General features: G+C 71.9%; 17 protein-coding genes and 1 tRNA gene. 7 read left to right on the top strand and 11 right to left on the bottom strand.

What is annotated here, in order from left to right:
* Positions 1-158: 158 nt before the first annotated feature.
* Positions 159-854 carry an MBL fold metallo-hydrolase gene (locus tag Asera_RS06470; RefSeq protein ID WP_211255520.1) on the bottom strand — a complete coding sequence of 232 codons (696 nt, stop codon included), beginning with the start codon at positions 852-854 and terminating at the stop codon, positions 159-161.
* A 174-nt stretch (positions 855-1,028) separates the two neighbouring features.
* Here Asera_RS06470 and Asera_RS06465 point away from each other — a divergent pair, with 174 nt between their 5' ends.
* Positions 1,029-1,451, top strand: a complete 423-nt coding sequence (locus tag Asera_RS06465; protein WP_030445425.1) for a VOC family protein — start codon at positions 1,029-1,031, stop codon at positions 1,449-1,451.
* 199 nt (positions 1,452-1,650) lie between these two features.
* Positions 1,651-2,469 (top strand): CPBP family intramembrane glutamic endopeptidase, encoded by an 819-nt coding sequence (locus Asera_RS06460; protein ID WP_157034721.1) that lies wholly within the window; start codon positions 1,651-1,653, stop codon positions 2,467-2,469.
* Positions 2,470-2,528: 59 nt separating this feature from the next.
* Here the strand turns inward: Asera_RS06460 and Asera_RS06455 are convergent.
* The 3 genes from Asera_RS06455 to Asera_RS06445 form a co-directional block, all read right to left on the bottom strand.
* Positions 2,529-2,618 (bottom strand) — tRNA-Ser (locus Asera_RS06455).
* Between the two features lie 155 nt (positions 2,619-2,773).
* Complete coding sequence (locus Asera_RS06450; protein ID WP_051802002.1) at positions 2,774-4,228, bottom strand: L,D-transpeptidase; 1,455 nt, start codon at positions 4,226-4,228, stop codon at positions 2,774-2,776.
* Positions 4,229-4,478: 250 nt separating this feature from the next.
* Positions 4,479-5,471 carry an asparaginase gene (locus Asera_RS06445; RefSeq protein ID WP_035295922.1) on the bottom strand — a complete coding sequence of 331 codons (993 nt, stop codon included), beginning with the start codon at positions 5,469-5,471 and terminating at the stop codon, positions 4,479-4,481.
* A 225-nt stretch (positions 5,472-5,696) separates the two neighbouring features.
* Here Asera_RS06445 and efeU point away from each other — a divergent pair, with 225 nt between their 5' ends.
* The 4 genes from efeU to Asera_RS06425 all read left to right on the top strand — a co-directional run bounded on the left by efeU (position 5,697) and on the right by Asera_RS06425 (position 10,045).
* Entirely contained in the window at positions 5,697-6,557 is an 861-nt protein-coding gene (gene efeU, locus Asera_RS06440; protein WP_030445421.1) for an iron uptake transporter permease EfeU, read from the top strand.
* 43 nt (positions 6,558-6,600) lie between these two features.
* Entirely contained in the window at positions 6,601-7,761 is a 1,161-nt protein-coding gene (efeO, locus tag Asera_RS06435) for an iron uptake system protein EfeO (protein WP_030445420.1), read from the top strand.
* A gap of 35 nt (positions 7,762-7,796) precedes the next feature.
* Positions 7,797-9,047 carry an iron uptake transporter deferrochelatase/peroxidase subunit gene (gene efeB / locus Asera_RS06430; RefSeq protein WP_030445419.1) on the top strand — a complete coding sequence of 417 codons (1,251 nt, stop codon included), beginning with the start codon at positions 7,797-7,799 and terminating at the stop codon, positions 9,045-9,047.
* A 128-nt stretch (positions 9,048-9,175) separates the two neighbouring features.
* Positions 9,176-10,045 carry an aminoglycoside phosphotransferase family protein gene (locus Asera_RS06425; RefSeq protein WP_244843761.1) on the top strand — a complete coding sequence of 290 codons (870 nt, stop codon included), beginning with the start codon at positions 9,176-9,178 and terminating at the stop codon, positions 10,043-10,045.
* Between the two features lie 17 nt (positions 10,046-10,062).
* On the opposite strand, the gene Asera_RS06420 is transcribed toward Asera_RS06425, so the two are convergent.
* A complete protein-coding gene (locus Asera_RS06420; RefSeq protein ID WP_030445417.1) occupies positions 10,063-10,719 on the bottom strand; it encodes a spermidine synthase family protein in 657 nt (218 codons plus the stop codon).
* Positions 10,720-10,792: 73 nt separating this feature from the next.
* Here Asera_RS06420 and Asera_RS06415 point away from each other — a divergent pair, with 73 nt between their 5' ends.
* Positions 10,793-11,767 (top strand): NAD(P)H-quinone oxidoreductase, encoded by a 975-nt coding sequence (locus Asera_RS06415; RefSeq protein WP_030445416.1) that lies wholly within the window; start codon positions 10,793-10,795, stop codon positions 11,765-11,767.
* Between the two features lie 761 nt (positions 11,768-12,528).
* On the opposite strand, the gene Asera_RS06410 is transcribed toward Asera_RS06415, so the two are convergent.
* From Asera_RS06410 to Asera_RS06385, 6 genes are all read right to left on the bottom strand, one after another.
* Positions 12,529-13,407, bottom strand: coding sequence for a DUF5926 family protein (locus Asera_RS06410; RefSeq protein ID WP_030445415.1), 879 nt, complete (start codon positions 13,405-13,407; stop codon positions 12,529-12,531).
* Between the two features lie 134 nt (positions 13,408-13,541).
* Positions 13,542-13,973: an ATP-binding protein gene (locus Asera_RS06405; protein WP_169745815.1), complete on the bottom strand. Its 432-nt coding sequence runs from the start codon at positions 13,971-13,973 to the stop codon at positions 13,542-13,544.
* A gap of 21 nt (positions 13,974-13,994) precedes the next feature.
* Complete coding sequence (locus Asera_RS06400) at positions 13,995-15,350, bottom strand: PAS domain-containing sensor histidine kinase (protein ID WP_030445413.1); 1,356 nt, start codon at positions 15,348-15,350, stop codon at positions 13,995-13,997.
* A gap of 125 nt (positions 15,351-15,475) precedes the next feature.
* The gene (locus tag Asera_RS06395) at positions 15,476-15,811 is read right to left on the bottom strand and encodes a rhodanese-like domain-containing protein (protein ID WP_030445412.1); all 336 of its coding nucleotides are present in this window, start codon (positions 15,809-15,811) and stop codon (positions 15,476-15,478) included.
* Positions 15,812-15,858: 47 nt separating this feature from the next.
* Complete coding sequence (locus Asera_RS06390; protein ID WP_051802000.1) at positions 15,859-16,872, bottom strand: LCP family protein; 1,014 nt, start codon at positions 16,870-16,872, stop codon at positions 15,859-15,861.
* Between the two features lie 92 nt (positions 16,873-16,964).
* Positions 16,965-18,185, bottom strand: coding sequence for an LCP family protein (locus Asera_RS06385; RefSeq protein ID WP_030445410.1), 1,221 nt, complete (start codon positions 18,183-18,185; stop codon positions 16,965-16,967).
* Positions 18,186-18,192 lie beyond the last annotated feature (7 nt).

Below are 18,192 nucleotides of genomic sequence, written 5' to 3'. Positions count from 1 at the left end.
GATCGCGTCACGTCGTTCCCCGACGATGTGCACGAATCCCTTGATCAACGGTGGCGGCGCTGATCAACGGTGGCGGCGCTGATCAACGGTGGCGGCGCTGATCAACGGTGGCGGCGCTGATCAACGGTGGCGGCGGTGATCAACGGCGTGGGCGGTGGTCAGAGGGCTACGCGTAGGCCGGGGGCCGCTAGGACGACCGGGCAGTCGGCGATCGCGGCGGCCTCGGCGAGCAGCGCCGGCGCCTCCTGCCAGGACCGCAGGTGGGTGAGGACCAACAGTTCGGCGCCGGAACGCCGGGCGAGCCGGCCGGCGTCACCGGCGGTCAGGTGGCCACGCAGCGGCCCGGCCGCGTCGAACCCGCTCGCCTCGGCCAGCACCACGCGGCAGCCGTCCGCCAGCTCGTCCAGCGCCGTACACGGCTCGCTGTCCGCGGTGTAGCACAACACATCGCCGACCCGGGTCGCCCAGCACTCGCCATGCGGTACCGCCGCCTGCCGGATCGTCAGCGGGCCGGCACAGAACGGCTCGGCGGTGGCGCGGCGGGCGTGCATCGTCTCGGCCTCGGCGTACACGAACTCGGGCAGGTCGCTCGGCCCGACCACCTCCAGCGGCCGGTCACTGGAGCGTTCCCGCAGGTACCAGAGCTGGGTGAGGTCGACCCAGTGATCCGAGTGGGCGTGCGACAGCACCACCAGGTCGACGTCCGCGGGCGCCACGTAGCGCTGCAACGGGCCAGCCGAGCCGGAACCGGTGTCCAGCACCAGCCGGAAGCCGTCCATCTCGACCAGATAGCACGAGCACCCCGAATCGGCCGACGGCGCCGAGCCGGAACAACCCACCACCGTCAACCACATGGGCTGACAATAGTGCGGACGATCGCTCGATCCGGCCCGCGGTGCCGGACCGTACTGGCAGGATCGGCGCCGGGGCCACTGGCCCGCGCGGCCCCGGGAGCGGGGCCGGCCGGCGTGCCGGCTCCGGCACACGCACGCACGCACACGTCACTCGACAGCGAGGGAGATCTCGCGATGACCTCGAACCTCAACCCGTACATCAGCTTCGACGGCAACGCCCGCGAAGCGATGGAGTTCTACCGGAGCGCGCTCGGCGGCGACCTGACCGTGAGCACGTTCGGCGACATGGGCGACACCGGCCCGGCCGCGGACAAGGTGATGCACAGCCAGCTCGAGACACCGACGGGCTTCCACCTGATGGCCGCGGACACCCCGCCCGGCATGGAGTACCGGCCGGGGCAGAACATCTCGATCAGCATCAGCGGCCCGGCCGCGGACGCCGCCAACCTGCGCCGGTACTGGGAGGCGCTGTCGGCCGGCGGCACCATCACCGTTCCGCTGGAGAAGCAGCCCTGGGGCGACGAGATGGGTGCCTGCGTCGACCGCTACGGCATCGCCTGGCTCGTCGACATCGGTACCGCAGACTCGGGCCAGTAACCGATCCACCGCGCGGCACCCGTCGACGTCGAGTGTCGCGCGGCGGCTCGACGTCGGGGGGAAGCCCCCGCCCCGCTCGTCCGGCTAGCCCCGCCCCGCTCGTCCGGCTAGCCCCGCCGCGGTCGTCCGGCTACCGCCATGGCCGCCTGCCCTCGCGGACGCCAGAGTGATCCTGGTACGCCGAACGAGGGAGATGACCGTGCTGAGAACGAGTCTGCGGCGGCTGCTGCCGTTCGCGCTGGTGTGTCTGGGCCTGTCGTGGGTGCCGTGGCTGGTGCTCGCGGTGCTACGGGTGGATGTCAACCACGGCCCCGCGCAAATGGTGTTCGGTTTCGCGGCGAGCGGTCCCTCGCTGGCCGCACTGGTGTTGTGGCTGGCCGGTGGGAGGCGCCGCCGGCCCTCCGGCGTCCGGCTCGGCCTGTGGCCGATCGCGGCCCTGCTGCTCGGCGCCGCCGCACCGGTACTCGCCGCCCTCCTCCTCCACGGCGGCGACGTGCCGCAGCTCGTCCGGCACGCCGGAGTCGTCGTGGCCGGTGTCGGCGGTCCGCTCGGTGCGCTGGCGTACACGCTCGTGTCGGGGCCGCTGTCGGAGGAGTTCGGCTGGCGCGGGTACGCCCAGCCGCGGCTGCGCGATCGCCTCGGCCGCGGCAGCACCGTCGCGGTGCTCGGCACCGCCTGGGGACTGTGGCACCTGCCGCTGTTCCTCCTCGTCGGTACCGGTCAGCACAGCACGGGCCTGTTCACGATCCAGGGCGCGCTGTTCTTCGTGATGGTCTACCCGATCACGTACCTGGCGCTGTTCGTCTCCGAGCACCTGCGCGGCGGCGTCTGGGCCGCGATCGTGCTGCACGCGGCGTGGAACTTCAGCGACGCGATCATGCCGCCCATCGGTACCGGTGGCGCCGCCCTGGAAACCGTGCTGTGCCTGGCGATCGCCGCCCTGGCCGCCGTCGCCTGGCACCTTCGCCGCCCGACCCGCCACCTCGCCGCGCCGGCGACCGCCGTACCCGCCCGCTGACGGCCCCGGATCCCGGGCCGGCGCCGGCCCGGGGCTAGAGGGGCGTTTTGCCCGATGAGCGGAGGGCGTGGGATTCGAACCCACGAGGACGGGGATACCGCCCTAGCGGTTTTCAAGACCGCCGCCATCGGCCACTAGGCGAGCCCTCCGAGGCGCCGCGGGCGGCGCCGGATCCAGTTTGTCATGGCCGGGCGATGCCGTGCGGTACCAGGGGGCGTCTCACCGGGCCCCGTGCGGGGCCGGCCGGCCGGGCGGGCGGCCCGAGCGGCGGCACCGAACCCGGCCCGCCTGGGCGGTACGGAGATCAGCGGAGCACGTCGATCGGGGTGCCGGGCGGTACCCCCTTCAGCCGGCGCAACGACCGGTCGTGCAGGCGGATGCAGCCGTGCGAGATCCTGGCTCCCGCGGTACCGATCCGGCCGTCCTCGCCGAGCGGCCCGCGGATGCCGACGACCGCGTCGCCGGAGCCCGCCCAGTCCGAGATCGCCTCCGAGTGCGCGGAGGTGACCACGATGAACGGGCCGTACCCGGGCTCGCCGGCGGGCGCCGGCTGGTCGAAGGCGACGAAGAAGTGCCCGACCGGGGTGGGATCGTCGGGCGCGCCGACGCCGGCCCGGGCCGACGGGACCAACCGACCCCGCCGGTACAGCGCGCCGCCGGTGATCCCGATGCTCGACCCGCCGTCGGTCGCGTGCACCGTACCGGCGGCGCAGTCGGTCCTGGCGTCCGCCGGGGTGGTGAGCGTCAGCCCGGCGGGCAGCGTGTCGGTGAACGGCCAGCCCTCCTTGGCGAGCAGGTCGTCGGTGTTGGTGATGGTCAGCGTCAGCACCGAACTGCCGTCGACCTCGGTGCGGTCGGGGGTGAAGGACTTGCCCAGCTGTGGCGTCACGTCGAGCAGCCGGATGTCGTCGAAGGCGTGGTCGTTGCCGTTCCCGCTGCCCTGCGCGTTGACCATCTTCAGGCCGACCGCGTCGCCGGTGAACAGCAACGGCTCGTCCCAGGTGAAGGTGCCGGCGAAGTAGCCGGGCGAGACCTGGGTTCCCCTGGTGCACGGGTCGATCGGCTGGTCGTTCACCGGGATCGACGTGGTGCCGTCGACGAGGAAGTAGTTGAGCAGGGCGTGGTTGTGGTTGGCGGTGCAGCCGGTTTCGGCGGCGTTCACGGAGAACGTCAGGAACCGGCCGCGGGCGGTGATCGGGATCGGCTGCTCGGTGTGGAACTCGACCTTGTCGGCGCCGGGGTTTCCGTTGTTCACCGGTCCGTTGGTGTACGCGCTGACGGCGTGGTCGGCGTTCGGGTCGGTGGACCCGTTCAGCTGGCCGAGCGCCCGGGAGAGTTGGCGCACCTGGTTCCACGCGGTCTGGCCCGAGGAGCCGGGCTCGCCCGGCAGCGGCGTGCAGTCCCGTACCTGCGGCGCCACCGCGGAGTTGGTGCCCGGCGGGTCGTCGAACGCGGCGATCCACCCGTTGCAGTTGACGGGCCAGGGCGGGTCGGCCGTGTACGTCATGCCGGTCGTGCCCGTGTAGTCGGCCAGGCGTACGGGCAGCGTCGACTGGCGGTTCTCGAAGTTCTCGGTGAACACCGGGCTCGGCGGCTGCGGGCTGCCGGGTGAGCCGGGCACCGTCTCCGGTGTGGCGCGGGCCGGCGCCGCAGCGGTACCGGCCGGATGGCTCGCCACCCCGGCCAGCGCCGCGGTGAGCAGGACGCAGCCCAGGATCGCGACGCGGGTACGAACAAGTCTGGTCAGCGGTCGGATCATCGGCCGGTCACGCGCGGCATGCTCTTCTCCCCTACGACGCAAACCACGTCGAGCAATGTGAACACTACGGAGAGGAAGGTGTCCGAATGGCCCGGTATCGGTTGCCAGAGTTCCCCAGATTGGCCAAACCGTCAGGCATCGACCTGGTCGGGCCCGGCGGGGTGCGCCACCGGGCGGGGGCGAGCCGCCGGTGCCGAACGCTCAGCCCGTCACGGCCGGGCAAGCCGCCGGGCGTCGAACGGCCAGCCCGTCACGGCCGGGCGATGCTGCGCGGCGCCAGAGCTTGGGCCGGGCGGATCTCGCCGACCGGCTCGCCGTGGCCGAGTACCGGCGGGGCGGCCAGCGAGGTCTCGGCCGGCAGGGCATCCACGGCGGTGAGGTCGGCACCGAGCGCGCGCAGCGCCGCGACCAGTACCGGCGGGCGGGCGCGGCCGGCGCCGTCCGCGATCTTGAGGGCGGCGGCGCGGCCGTCCGGCAGCGCGGCGGCGTACACGCCTTCGGCGCCGTCCTTCGCGATCAACCCCGGCACGAGGCGCATCAGCTCGGTGACGTCCCGCCCGGTACCGCCGACGTACTCGGGGTGCGCGCGCATGGCGGCGGCGACCCGGCCCTCCGGGGTACCGGAGTGTGCGGTGGCGATGCGGCCGAACGCGCGGGCCAGCCCGGCCAGCGACACCGCGAACAGCGGCGCGCCGCAGCCGTCGACACCGACCGCGGCGACCGGCTCGCCGGCGAGGTCCTCCAGCGTGCGGCGGACGGCACGTTGCAGCGGATGGCCCGGGTCGAGGTAGTTCTCGGTCGGCCAGCCGGCGGTGGCGCAGGTGGCGAGCATCGCGGCGTGCTTGCCGGAGCAGTTCATGGTGATGCGCTCGGGGCCGCGGCCGGCGGCGTAGTGCGCGGCGAGCGCCTCGGTCGACAGCGGCAGCCCGAGCGTGTTCTGCAGGTCGTCGGGGGTGAGGCCGGCGCCGGCGAGGATGCGCCGCACGCCGTCGAGGTGGTACGGCTCGCCCGAGTGGCTGGCGCTGGCCAGGGCGAGCAGTTCGCCGTCCAGCTCGAGGCCGGCGCGCAGCATCGCGGTGGCCTGGATCGGTTTGTTCGAGGAGCGCGGGTAGACCGGGACGTCGGGCGCGCCGACGGCAAGTACCGGTCGGTTGTCGGCGTCGAGCGCCACCACCGAGCCGTGGTGTTCGGATTCCAGAAAGTCACCGCGCCAGACCTCGGCGACCGGCTCGTGCCCGCCCATGCATACCCCCCAGATCGTCCCGCCTGGGTACGAGTCTTGCAGCGTCGCGGCGCGGACCGCGAGCGGCCGCAGGTCACGGAGTGCGCCGTCACAGCACCCCCACGTTGTACTGTCGAGATAGTTAGGCTAGCCTGACCTCGTTTGAGCGGGCGGTGCTCGCCCATCGCCGCCGGTCGATACCGGACGGGCGAACCACACACGTCGGCGCAAGGAGGCGCGACAGCGGTGATTCCGACGCTGGTGATCGGTCTGCGCGAAGGGCTCGAGGCGGCGCTGATCGTCGGCATCATCGCCGCGTTCCTCGGCCGGAACGGCCGGCGCGACGCGCTACGGCAGATGTGGATCGGCGTGGCCGCCGCGGTCGTGCTCTGCCTGCTGATCGGCGTCGGGCTGGTCACCCTGTCGCAGGAACTCCCGCAACAGGCCCAAGAGGGCATGGAGACCGTGATCGGCCTGTTCGCGGTCGTCATGGTCACCTTCATGATCCTCTGGATGTCCAAGCACGCCCGGTACATGAAGCGCGACCTCGAGGGCGCGGCGTCGGACGCCCTGGCCCGCGGGTCGGCGGGCGCGCTGGTCGCGATGGCGTTCCTCGCCGTGCTCCGCGAGGGGTTCGAGACCTCGGTCTTCCTCGTCTCGGTACTGCAGAACTCCACCAGCGTGGCGACCGGCACGATCGGCGCGGTGCTCGGCATCCTGATCGCCCTCGCCATCGGGTACGGCATCTACCGCGGCGGCGTGAAGCTCAACATGGCGCGGTTCTTCACCGCCACCGGGCTGGTGCTGGTACTGGTCGCCGCCGGGCTGGTGATGACCGCGCTGCACACCGCGCACGAGGCCGGCTGGCTCAACGTCGGCCAGGCCACGGCCGTCGACCTGACCTGGCTGGTACGGCCCGGCACCGTGCTGGAGTCGCTGTTCACCGGCGTACTGGGCTGGCAGGCTCGGCCGGCGGTGATCGAGGCGATCGGCTGGCTGGTGTACGCGGTACCGATGCTGTGCTACGTCGCCTGGCCGCGGCGCCGGAAGGCACCCGCCGCGAAGAAGTCCACCCAGCCGGCGCCGGCGCCCGTCGACGCGGCCTGAGCAACACGCCCCTCGAACACGACATCCCAAGGAGTACCCCGTCATGCCTCGACCCCGATCGCTGCGCGCGCTGAGCGTCGGCGTACCGGCCGGGCTGGTCGCCGTCGGCCTGCTCGCCACCGGCTGCCAGAAGGGCGGCGACGACGCCGCCGCGAAGGGCGCGACGACGGTCAAGGTGTCGCTGACCGACGGCGGCTGCAAGCCGTCCCCGGCCAAGATCAAGGCCGGCGCGGTGACGTTCCAGGTGAAGAACGAGAACGCCAGCAAGGTCAGCGAGGCGGAACTGCTGCAGCACGGGGTGATCGTCGGCGAGAAGGAGAACCTGACGCCGGGGCTGTCCGGCACGTTCTCCCTCAAGCTCAAGGCCGGCAAGTACCAGATCTACTGCCCGAACGCGAAGACCGAGCACTGGAACCTCACGGTCACCGGCACCGCGGCGGACGCCAGCCAGGACCCGGCGGTACGCAAGGCGCTCGCGTCGGCGACCACCGGGTACCACGACTACGTGGTCGCCGAGGTCGACAAGCTGGTACCGGCGACGAAGAAGTTCACCGACGCGGTCCGGGCCGGCGACATCGCCAGGGCGAAACAGCTGTACGCGTCGGCGCGGTACTACTACGAGGAGGTCGAGCCGGTCGCGGAGAGCTTCGGCAACCTCGACCCGGACGTGGACGCGCGCGCCAACGACGTGACCGACCCGAGCAAGTGGACCGGCTTCCACCGGATCGAGAAGGCGCTCTGGCAGGACAAGTCCACCAAGGGCATGAAGCCGGTCGCGGACAAGCTGGACGCCGACGTCGCGAAGCTGAAGAAGCTGGTGGCGACCGCGAAGTACCAGCCGGCGCAGCTCGCCAACGGCGCCACCGAACTGCTCAACGAGGTGGCGTCCAGCAAGATCACCGGCGAGGAGGACCGGTACTCGCACACGGATCTGACCGACTTCGAGGCGAACGTGACCGGCGGGCAGAAGGCGTTCGAGCTGCTCAAGCCGGCGCTGGACAAGATCGACCCGGCGCTGGCCAAGAAGGTCGACTCGGCGTACGCGCAGGTGTTCGACTCGCTGAAGCCGCTCGCGGGCGACTACAGCGGAACGAAGTACGTGGACTACTCGACGGTGACGCAGGCGCAGCGCCGGACGCTGACGCAGCAGGTGGACGCGCTCGCCGAGCCGCTGTCCCAGGTCGCCGCGAAGGTGACGGGCTGACCGTCCACAGTGGACGTTCTGGGGAGGGATCGCCGATGACGGACCGGTTTCGTACCTCGCGCCGCGGGCTGCTGACGCTCGGCACCGCGGCCGTGGCCGGTACCGCGGCGGGCACGCTGACCGCGTGCGGTTCGGACGCCGACGCGCCGACCGAAGCACCGGCGATGGTGGCGTTCGGCGGCGCCCGGCAGGCCGGGATCGCCACCGCCCAGCAGGACCGGCTGGCGTTCGCCGCGTACGACCTGACCGTCGACGGGACCCCGGCGCAGAACCGGGACGCGCTGCGCGAGTTGCTGAAAACCTGGACGGCGGCAGCCCGCGCGATGTGCGAGGGCAAGCCGGTACCGGGTGAGAACAAGCTCGGCACGGCACCGCCGGCGGACACCGGCGAGGCGTTCGGCAGCAAGCCGGCGAACCTGACCGTGACGATCGGGTTCGGCCCGTCGCTGTTCGACCAGCGGTTCGGGTTGGCGGCCAAGCGCCCGGCGGCGCTCGCCGACCTGCCGAAGTTCGCCGGAGAGAACCTGGACACCGAGAACAGCAACGGCGACGTCGCCATCCAGGCCTGCTCGGACGACCCGATGGTCGCATTCCACGCGATCCGCAACCTGGCCCGGCTGGGCCGCGGCACCGTGGTCATGCGCTGGTCGCAGCTCGGTTTCGGGCGGGCCGCGTCGACCAGCGCGAAGCAGGAGACACCGCGCAACCTGTTCGGGTTCAAGGACGGCACCCGCAACATCCACGACGCCAAGACGATGGACCGCTGGGTGTTCGTCGGCGCGGACACCGACCAGAAGTGGATGCGGGACGGCAGCTACCTGGTGGCGCGCAAGATCCGGATGCGGATCGAGGCGTGGGACCGGGACTTCCTCACCGACCAGCAGAACGTCTTCGGCCGGCACAAGTACACCGGGGCGCCACTGACCGGCGGCAGCGAGTTCGACAAGCCGAACTTCGCGGCGAAGAACCCGGACGGCTCGCCCACGATCCCGGTCGGCGCGCACATGCGGCTGGCCGCCCGGGAGAACAACGGCGGCGTGCAGATCCTGCGCCGCGCGTACAACTACACCGACGGGATGATCGCCTCGTCCGGCGAGCTCGACGCGGGCCTGTTCTTCCTCTGCTACCAGCGTGATCCGCGGTCGCAGTTCGTTGCGCTGCAACGGAAGTTGAGCGCGCACGACGCGCTGAACGAGTACATCACGCACGTCGGCTCCGGGCTGTACGCGTGCCCGGGCGGCGTCGGCGACCACGAGTACTGGGGCCAGTCCCTGCTGGCGGACTGAGGGTCGCCGTAGCTCCAGCGTAAATCCATACCGGCTGTCGTCGCGGTTGGCCTAGCCTGCTCCCGGCGTTTCGAATCGAGCCGGTGGAAGGGCCTGCGCAAGTGACCATGCACGCTGACCAACTGGACGTGACCACCGAAATCGTCGCGGCCCTGGTCCGACAACAGTTCCCGCGCTGGAGCGGCGAGACGATCCGACCCCTGGCATCGACAGGGACGGTCAACGCCATCTTCCGCATCGGGACCGACCTCTCTGCGCGATTCCCGCTGCGCCTGGCCGATCCTGCCGAGACGCTGGCGGTACTGGAACAGGAAGCGAGGGCGAGCGCGGAACTGGCGCACGTGTCTCGGTTTCCCGCCCCGGAACCCGTCGCGCTGGGCGAGCCCGGAGCGGGCTACCCCATGCCATGGTCGGTCCAGACCTGGCTGCCGGGAACGGTCGCCACAGATGCCGACCCGAGCGGGTCGGCCGCTTTTGCCGAGGACCTTGCGGCCTTCATCGCGTCCCTGCGGGGGGCCGAGACGCGGGGGCGGCTGTTCAGCGGCGAGGGTCGTGGCGGCATTCTCGCGCACCACGACGACTGGATGGCGGAGTGCTTCGAGCACAGTACGGAGCTGCTCGACGTGCCCCGGCTGCGCCAGTTGTGGAGCCACTTTCGCGAGCTGCCACGCACCAGCGCCGACGTGATGAGCCATGGCGACCTGATTCCTGGCAACGTGCTGGTCGCGGAAGGCCGGCTCAGCGGCGTACTCGACACCGGCGGCTTCGCCGCGGCCGACCCGGCGCTGGATCTGGTCGCTGCCTGGCACCTGTTGCAGTCAGGCCCGCGGGACGTGCTCCGGCGAGCGCTGGCCTGTGACGATCTGGAGTGGGAGCGGGGCAAGGCGTGGGCGTTCCAACAGGCGATGGGTGCCGTCTGGTACTACGTCGTGAGTAACCCGGCGATGAGCCGGATGGGACGCCGGACACTCGACCGCATTCTGGCATCGATGCAGTGATGGTCGATGTGATGCCGTCAGGCGGCGCGGTGGGCGAGGTAGACGACGTCCGGTTCGCCGCGGGCCACCTCGACCGGCAGCACCCGTACCTGGTCGAACAGCTCGCCGAGTGTCGCCTCGAACGCCGGTACCGCCGCCGCACTCCACACCGCGAGGGTACCGCCGGGCGCGAGCGCGGCCCGGGCAGCGGTGAGGCCCGCCACGTCGTACAGCGCGGCGTTTCCCGGCACGACCGTCCACTGTGGACCATTATCGATGTCGAGGCAGATCGCGTCGTACCGGTCGGCCGGCGCATCGGCAGCCAACCACCGCACCAGGTCGGCCACCAGTACGGTGACGCGCGGATCGGCCAACGCGTCGCCGGAGAACCGGGACAGGTGTGTGCGCTGCCACTCCAGCACCACCGGTTCCCGCTCCAGTACGGTGATCTCGGTCAGCCGCCCGTCCGCCACCGCCTGCGCCAGCGAGAACCCGACCCCCAGGCCGCCGATCAACAGCCGCCGCGGCGCGGTCCTCGCCGCCAGCGCCTCGGTCACCAGCAGCCGTTCGGACCGGCCGTCCGAGGTGTCCATCAGGAACGTGCCGTTGCTGATGATCTCGTACCGGCCGGTCTGCTCGTCCCGGCGCAACACCAGCTCGCCGCGCGGCGTGTCCCGACGTTCGATGGTCTCCACGGTCGCCGAGCTTAGAACGTCGCCGGCCGCACTCCGCGCGGACCGGCCACCCCCGCGGCGGTACGGTGGCGGCGTGCATGCGGTGATCAGGAACGCGGACGGCGGCCCCGAGGTACTCGACTGGGCCGAGGTGCCGGACCCGACCCCGGGGCCGGGCGAGGTCGTCATCGAGGTGGTCGCGGCCGGCGTCAACCGGGCCGACATCCAACAGCGGCGTGGGCTCTACCCGCCGCCGCCCGGCGCGCCCGAGTATCTCGGCCTGGAGTGCTCCGGCCGGATCTTCGCCGTCGGCGCCGACGTGACCGACTGGCAGCTCGGCGACGAGGTGTGCGCGTTGTTGCCCGGCGGCGGGTACGCCGAGCGCGTCGCGGTCTCCGCCGACACCGTGCTGCCCGTCCCGGCCGGAGTCTCGCTGCGGGACGCGGCCGGGCTACCCGAGATCGCCTGTACCGTCTGGTCCAACCTGGTCCAGGTCGGCCGCCTGAGCGCCGGCGAGACGCTGCTCGTGCACGGCGGCGGCAGCGGCATCGGTACCTTCGCCATCCAGCTCGCCCGCGCCCTCGGCGCCATCCCGTACGCGACCGCCCGTACCGTCAAGCACCAGGCGTTGCGCGACCTCGGCGTCGAAGAGGTGTTCGACTACACGACGACCGACTTCGTCGCCGCGCTGGCCGACGCCACCGGCGGACACGGCGCCGACGTCGTCCTGGACCACATCGGCGCCAAGTACCTGACCCGCAACGTCACCGCGCTCGCCCGCAACGGCCGGCTGGTCGTCATCGGTTTCCAGGGCGGCCGTACCGCCGAGCTCGACCTCGGCCTGCTGATGGCCCGCAACGCCTCGCTCGCCGTCACCGGACTGCGCGCCCGGCCGCTGCCCGAGAAGGCCGCCATCGTCGGCGAGGTCGGTACCCACGTCTGGCCGCTCGTCACCGCCGGCGCGGTCCGCCCCGTCATCGCCGACACGTTCCCGCTCCCGGACGCCGCCCAAGCCCACCGCGTCATGGAGTCCAACTCCCACCTCGGCAAGCTGCTCCTCACCCGCTAGCCCACACCAGCACCTCTACGCGCCGAGGTACACCCCCGACGCGCCGATGCCCGCTCGTCGCCGCCCCTCCGACCCCGCTACGCGTGCGGGGTACGGGGTGAGCCCCGTGTTCGCCGCTGCGCGCTCGGCGTGCGGAGTGAGCCCCGTGTTCGCCGCTGCGCGCTCGGCGTGCGGGGGTAAAGGCCACCTCTGTTCACGCTTTGACCCCGCGTGGGGAATGCGAGGAGAGGGCTTCGCCCCCTCCTCGCGCTCCTTCCCCGCCAAGGGGATTCCCCTTGGCCATCCCCTTGGCAGGCCCGGTGACGATGCCCATCGACGCCAAGCGTGCGTCGAAGAAGACCGGGGAACCGGCCGGGCATGTCCATCACGGCAACGCCCGCCTCGCAACGCGTCGCGTCGCTTCGTGTCCTGGCGGCCCACAAGCGGGTTGGCTTGGCGTGGCGGGCTCGGCGGCGATGGGTAGGCCGCACCGACACCCCGTAGCTCCGAAGCGGCCAGGCGGCGTCCTTCCTGATCACTGGTTTTCCGGTGGGGGATTGTCAAGGGGCGACTGCCCCCTTGATGGGGAGGGGTGTGGGGAGGGGCGAAGCCCGCTCCCCACGGTTCCCCCACGAGGGGTGAAAGAAGGAACAGAGGTGGCCTTTACACCACCAGCACGAGCGCACGCAGCGCGAACAGGGGGACGCCGCCAGCAACGCGCGCGAGCCGGGCACCGGCGCTTCGGGAGCACCTCAGCGCAAAGAGGTGCCCCACCCCCCTTTTCAGCGCAGGGTGAACTGACGCCCCAGCAGACCCTGGCGCGACCGCCGTTCCTCCGCGGTCAGCGGCTCGGCGGCGTCCAGGTGCCGCTGGTACCCGTCGCGTACCGCGGCGAGCGGCTCCTCCCAGTCGGCGCCGGGCCGGTCGATGGGCACGTCCCACACCGGTACGAGCAGCCCGTGGGCGCGGAACATCCCGGCGAACCGGGTGCCGTCGCCGAGGGTCAGCGCGCCGGCAGCGGCGAGCTTGGCCAGCGCGTCGAGCGCCGGGTCCTCGTCCTCGGCGAGTACCCAGCGCACGTGCGCCTTGTCGGGTACCCGGCACCAGTAGGCGCCGGGCGCCGCGGTGAGGTGTTCGGTGGGGTAGATGGACTCGTTGGCCTGGTCGAGGCTGGCCTTGACGGTGGGGTCCTCGTCGGCGCCGGGGGCGATCCAGAACTCGAATCCGGTCTCGATCGTCACGTCGAGCGGTCCGTCGACCAGCACGTCCTGCAGCCGCGGGCCGGGGCCGGGCAGCGCCGGTACCCCGACGGTCTGGCCGACCTCGGTGTCCAGCGCGCTGAGCAGGGAGGCGGCGATGTCGCGGCTGACGTCGCCGGACTGGAACTGGCGCTGCAGCCCGACGAGGATCGTGCCATCGCCGCGGACCATCGCCGGCCAGGCCATCGGCAGCACGGTGGCCAGGACGACCTGCCGGTCCGGGTATTTCGCGGCGTACTCGGCGGACAGTTGCAGCGGCGCGGTCGCCGCGGGGACCAGCTCCCGCAGCGCCACCCAATCGGCCTCGCTGGCCAGACCCTCGAACGGACGCGCGACGAAGATGTCGCGCACCTTCTCCCGGCGCTCGGCGCGGGAGGCACTGTTTCGGCGACGCTTGCTCACGGCACGCCAGCCTAGGCGGTTACGCCGGGTCACCCACAACCGGCATACGGTACGCGACCGACCGGTCGCTCCCCGAGAAGCCACTCCGGGGCCGGTGACCCCGGCAGGCGGCCCACCCGGAAGGGTCGGTGTCGTCAGATGGCGAGGCGGCCGGCGTCGGTGGCGGCCACGAGTTCGGCCCAGACGCGGCGCCGACCGTCCTCGGTCTGCACGCCCCAGCGGGACGCGAGGGCGGCCACGATCTGCAGGCCGCGGCCGTCGACCGCATCCCAGTCGGCCGACCGCAGCGTCGGCGTCTCGGCCGAGCCGCCGTCGATGACCGCCACCTGAACCCGGTCCGGCAGGACCGACCAGGACACCTCGATCAGCGTGTCGCGCAGCGCGCGGGCATGCCGGGCGGCGTTGCCGACCAGCTCGGAGACCACCATCACGGCGTCGCCGGCCAACTCGGCGTCGACGCCGGCGGCCCGGAGGCCGGACAGCAGGTGGGTGCGGGCGAGGCTCGCGCCGCGGGCGTGGTGCGGCACGAAGGTGTGCCGAGCACGCTCCCCAACGCCAGCTGTCACGTTCACGCCTCTCCCCACACGTCACACGCCTGCGCGAGGCAACCGTACCTCAGCGACCGTTCCGTCCGGATTACGCCGCCGTAACGACACCCAGCCATGCTGGCCCTCCACGATCCGCCGCACCAGGTAAAGCCCCAGGCCGACGCCGCCGAACCGGCGCCGGTCGGTCCGTTCCGCCTGCCAGAAGCGGTCGAAGACGCGACCGGTGTCCTCCGGCTGTACCCCGATGCCGCTGTCGGCTACTTCGAACCACACTGTGTTGTCGTCCGCACCTGCCGTCAGCGTTATCAATCCGCCGCCAGGGGAATATTTGTGGGCGTTCTGGACCAGTTCGGTCAGTACGGTGGGTACACTGTCCGGATCTCCGTACGCGGGGGGCAAGCGGTCCGGCAGCGCCGGCCGCAGCCGCGCCGCCTCTTCCGGGCCCAACCGCGCCACCGCCTCGGACAGCGCCGCGAGCAGGTCGAACTCACGCGGTTCGAGCAGCGCGTCGACCCGCTCCTCGTCGCCCCCCAGCAGCAGCCGGTCCACCAGTACGGCCAGCCGGTCGGCGCGCTCGTGGATGGCCCGGACCAGGTCGCGGCGGGTGTCGTCGTCGAGCCGGTCCCACCGCCGGTGCAGCGTGTCGACGTACCCGCGGATCACCGTGACCGGCGTGCGCAGCTCGTGGCTGGTGGTGGCGACGAACAGGTCCTTCGCCCGTTCCCGCCGCCGCGCCTCGGTGACGTCCCGGAACGTCACCACATGGTCGGCCGAGCCGGAGAGCGCGGTACACGACACCGACAGCACCCGGCCGTCGGGGAGGTCGAGTTCAGCGGTCCGGCCCGGTGGCGGCACCGCGAACGGGATGGGGTGGCCGACCGCCTGCGCCGCGGCGCGACCGGTGATCACCTGCGCGGCAGGGTTCCAGCTGCGGACCGTACCGTCCACGGCGACCACGGCCAGGCCGTCGGCGAGCGCGGCGACCAGCGGGTCGATCGCCGGCGGGCAGACCGCGCCGAGCGCCCGGGCGACCAGCCGTACCGCGTCCTGCGCGTCCCGGTCGAGCCGCCGGTCGGGATGCAGGTACAGGCGCACCAGACCGGCCGGGCGGCCCTCGGCGTCGGGTACGGCGACGGTGACCGCGCCGGCGGTGTCGACCGCGGGCGGGTCCGCAGCGGAGCCCGCGCTGATGGTGCGGCCCAGCGACCAGGCCGCGCCGGGGCTCACCGCGACGATCCGGGCGGTGCCCTCGCCCGGGACGGCGAACGCGGCGCCGGCCGCACCGAGCGCGTCGGACAGCGCGATGAGCAGCTCCCGTACCGCGGGCTTCGGGTGCCGGCCGGCGTCGGTGGCACGCAGCATGCCGGCGATCAGTACGGGGAAGTCCACGGCCATCGCGGTGCAGTCTTGCCGGCCGGCAGGCAGGACGCAACCGCGCGGCGGCGACTTCGCCGCTCATACCTCAAATACGCCGGTTTGGTGTACCGGATCGGGGCAGACGGGCCGTCGGCGGCCGCGGGTCAGATGATGCGCGGCGACTCGCCGCCGTCAGCCTCCAGCGGGCGATCCGCGGCGGCCCAGGCGCGCATCCCGCCGTCCACGTTGCGGACCTGGTCGAACCCGTTGCCCAGCAGGTACGCGGTGACCTGGGCGGAGCGGCCGCCGGACCGGCAGATCACGTACACGTCGTCGTCCATCGGCACCTCGCCCATCCGCGCGGGCACGTCCTGCATCGGCAGATGGTGGGCACCCGGGGCGTGCCCGGCGGCCCACTCGTCGTCCTCCCGAACGTCGAGCAGGTACGCGCCGCGGGGGACGTCGGCCGCCGGCACGGTGGGAACTTCTGGTGCGAACACGATGGGAGCCCTCCTGAAGGTCGTCTCCCGAAACGTATACCGCGCCGTCAGGTGGCGTTCTTGTTGACCAGGGTGGGGTGGGCCGCCGCCCAGGTGTCGAGGTCGTCCTCGCGGATCGCGGTGAACAGGCTGCGTCCGGTGTCGTCGAGCTGCTGGATCGCCTGCCCGTCCGAGGAGTACCCGTCGATCTCGGGCAGCCGCAGCATGGTGATGTCCGAGCCGGAGACGCGGCGCAGCGAGAAGACCAGGTCGGGCAGTGCGACGCCGTTGGTGTCGACGGTCAGGTCGTCGCCGATCGCCCGGACCACCCGGTCCAGCTTCGCCGGGTTGGACAGCAGGCCCTCGTGCTCCGCCTGCGCGGCGGCCGCCTTGATCAGCTGCTGCTGGTGCCGCTGCCGGCCGTAGTCACCGTCCGGCAGGTCCTCGCGTTGCCGCACGTAGTCGAGCGCCTCGGCACCGGTGAAGTGGTGGCACCCGACGGTGAACAACCGTCCCGTGTGGATCGACCTGGTGCGCTCGTCCACGCACAGCCGGATCCCGCCGAGCGCGTCGACCACCTTGTCGAATCCCCGGAAGCTGACGATGACCATGCCGTCCAGCCCCACGCCGGTGAGCTGCTCCACCGTACGGGCGGTCAGCTTCGGCCCGCCGAAGTCGTACGCGGCGTTGATCTTCGCCTCGCACCCGGTGCCCTGGCCGCAGTCGTCGATCGGTACCCACAGGTCGCGCGGGATGGAGATCAGGTACGCGTGCCGGTGGTCGGCGGTGACGTGCGCGATCATGATCGTGTCGGACCGGCCCGGGTCGCCGGTGGAGTCGGTGGGCCGCTTGTCGGAGCCCAGCAGCAGGTAGTCGAACGCGCCGTCGATCACCTCGTGGCCGGCCGATCCGTCGATCAGGTCCGCCCGGTGCACGCTGCTGTCGTACCGGTGCTCCAGCACGGCGCCGGCCGCCATCGTGCCGGCGGACAGCACCACGAGCACCACGCCCACCCACACCATCAGCCGGGCCCACAGCGGCGACCTGCGCCGACCGCCCCGGCCGGTCCGCGCCTCGGCCACGGTCCGCCTCCCCGTCGCCGGGGCGGCAGTCGGCCCCGGCACGAGTCATTGTGTGCCGAGGCCGATGCGCTGCGTATCCAAAGTGCGACTTGTTACTTCTTCTGCGGGTTTTCCTTCAACCACTTGGCGACGGTGTCGTTGGTGACCGCGTCGTACAGCGAGGACGCCTTCTGCTTGTTGGACAGCACCACGCTCTGCCCGTCCATCGTGCCGGTGCCGTCGTTCGGGCTGGTCATGAACGTGATGTCGTTGCTGCGCAGGTTGCGGAACTGCACCGCCTCGTCGACCAGCTGGAAGCTCTTGTCCACCTGGATCACCTTGACGACCGCCTGCAGGAAGTCGTTCAGCTTCTTCGGGTTGGACAGCGTGCCGCTGCTCGCCGCCTTGTTCAGCAGCGCCTTGAGGAACTGCTGCTGGTGCTTCTGCCGGGCGAAGTCACCGGTCGGGAACTGGTAGCGCTGGCGGCAGTAGTCGAGCGCCTGAGCGCCGTTGAAGGTGTGCCAGCCCTTGGTGAACTTGCGGTGCGGCGGGTGGATCGACGTGATGGTCTGCTCCACGTACATCCGGACCCCACCGAGCGCGTCGGTGACGTCCTGGAAGCCCTGGAAGTTCATGATCGCGACGTGGTCGATCCGGACCCCGGTGAATCCCTCCACCGTCTTGACCATCAGCGGGGTGCCGCCCCAGGCGAACGCCGCGTTGATCTTCGCGTTGGTGCCGCCGCCGTCGGCGCCCTTCATCTCCGGCACGTACACCCAGGTGTCACGCGGGATGGACACCAGATAGGCGTGGTCGTGGTCGGCGTCGATGTGCAGCAGCATGATCGTGTCGGTGCGCGGCTTCTCGCCGCTCTTCTCCCAGCTGGTGCGCATGTCGCTGCCGAGCATCAGGATGTTCTGCGCGCCGTCGACCTTCTTCGCCGGCCGGCCGCCGGTCAGCCCGGCGAACGCGTCGGTCCGGTGCAGCTTGTCGTCCAGCGAGCTCGCGTACGCCCAGACGCCGACGGTGCCGATCCCGGCCAGCACCACCAGCGCCAGCACGATCACCAGGATGCGCCGGCCCCAGCGCGGCCGTCGCTTGCCGCGGTACTGGTTGCCGCCGCCACCGCCGCCACCACCGCCGGGTCGGCGCGGGCCGCCCGGCCCGCCGGGTCCACCGCCCTCGCTGCGCGGTCGGGCCGAGCCACGGGCGGGGCGGGACTGCCCGCCCAGGTAACTGCGCGGCACGGTGCCGTGCGACATCCCCTCGCGGCCGGGTGTCCGGCCGGAGCGGACCCGGGCGGAGCCGCGCGCGTTCGGGGGAGTGGAAGCCATGGACCCA

It is taken from the genome of Actinocatenispora sera, from assembly GCF_018324685.1.
GTDB lineage: Bacteria > Actinomycetota > Actinomycetes > Mycobacteriales > Micromonosporaceae > Actinocatenispora > Actinocatenispora sera.
The sequence above is the reverse complement of the archived record's forward strand: the minus strand, read 5'-3'. Positions and strand labels throughout refer to the sequence as shown.